The sequence below is a fragment of the Kordia sp. genome (assembly GCF_050633145.1).
GTDB lineage: Bacteria > Bacteroidota > Bacteroidia > Flavobacteriales > Flavobacteriaceae > Kordia.
The window spans coordinates 1-376 of the sequence record NZ_JBOEFY010000061.1; the positions used below are offsets into that span (position 1 = coordinate 1).

General features: G+C 31.9%; 1 protein-coding gene. It reads left to right on the forward strand.

Translation table 11 applies throughout. The annotated features are described in order from the left end of the window. Window positions 1–376 (forward strand): LytR/AlgR family response regulator transcription factor (locus ACRBBL_RS23005; RefSeq protein ID WP_431371447.1); only part of this gene is annotated, 376 nt, incomplete at both ends.

Here is a 376-nt window from a genome sequence, read left to right on the forward strand (position 1 = left end):
CGCGCACCAAAAACACAAAACGTTCAACTCAACTTTGATGACATCAAAAAACTATTGGTAAATCCGATTGAACGTACCTATAAAAAACGCTATACAGTAAAAGTTGGTCAGCATTTAAAAATGATTCCAATTGACGAAATTGAATGTTTTTACAGTGAAAACAAAGGGACGTATGCACATACTGTCGAAGGTAGAAATTACCTCTTAGAAACTTCGTTAGAACATTTAGAAGACGAACTATCTCCAGAAATATTCTATCGCGTAAGCAGAAAGTTTTACATCAATATAAATGCTATCAAAGATATTGTAAGCTACACAAATTCACGTTTACAAATAAAACTACATCACTTTAAAGAGCAAGAAATTATAGTAAGTA